This window comes from Janthinobacterium aquaticum, from assembly GCF_009208565.1.
GTDB lineage: Bacteria > Pseudomonadota > Gammaproteobacteria > Burkholderiales > Burkholderiaceae_D > Janthinobacterium.
On sequence record NZ_WFLK01000045.1, the window covers coordinates 1 to 347 of the forward strand.

A 347-nucleotide genomic window follows, 5' to 3' on the forward strand; every position below is an offset into this window, starting at 1 on the left:
ACGATATTGACCACATAGGTATTGCTGCCGCCCTTGCCATCGCTGATGGTGTAGCTGAAGCTGTCGTTGCCGTTGTAGTCGGCCGTTGGCGCATAGCTGTAGCTGCCGTCCGAATTAACGGTGACCGTGCCGTGCGACGGATCGCTGGCCTTGGTGTAGGTGACGGTGTCGCCATCCACATCACTCGCGGGTGGCAGATTGCCAGTCTTGACCGTGTCTTCAGGCGTGGTAATCGTGGTGCCGCTGCCGACTGGTGCATCGTTGACCGGATCAATGACGATATTGACCACATAGGTATTGCTGCCGCCCTTGCCATCGCTGATGGTGTAGCTGAAGCTGTCGTTGCC

At 57.6% G+C, this 347-nt stretch carries 1 protein-coding gene; it reads right to left on the reverse strand.

The features are described from left to right. Window positions 1-347 (reverse strand): Ig-like domain-containing protein (locus GCM43_RS25550; RefSeq protein WP_152248669.1); only part of this gene is annotated, 347 nt, incomplete at both ends.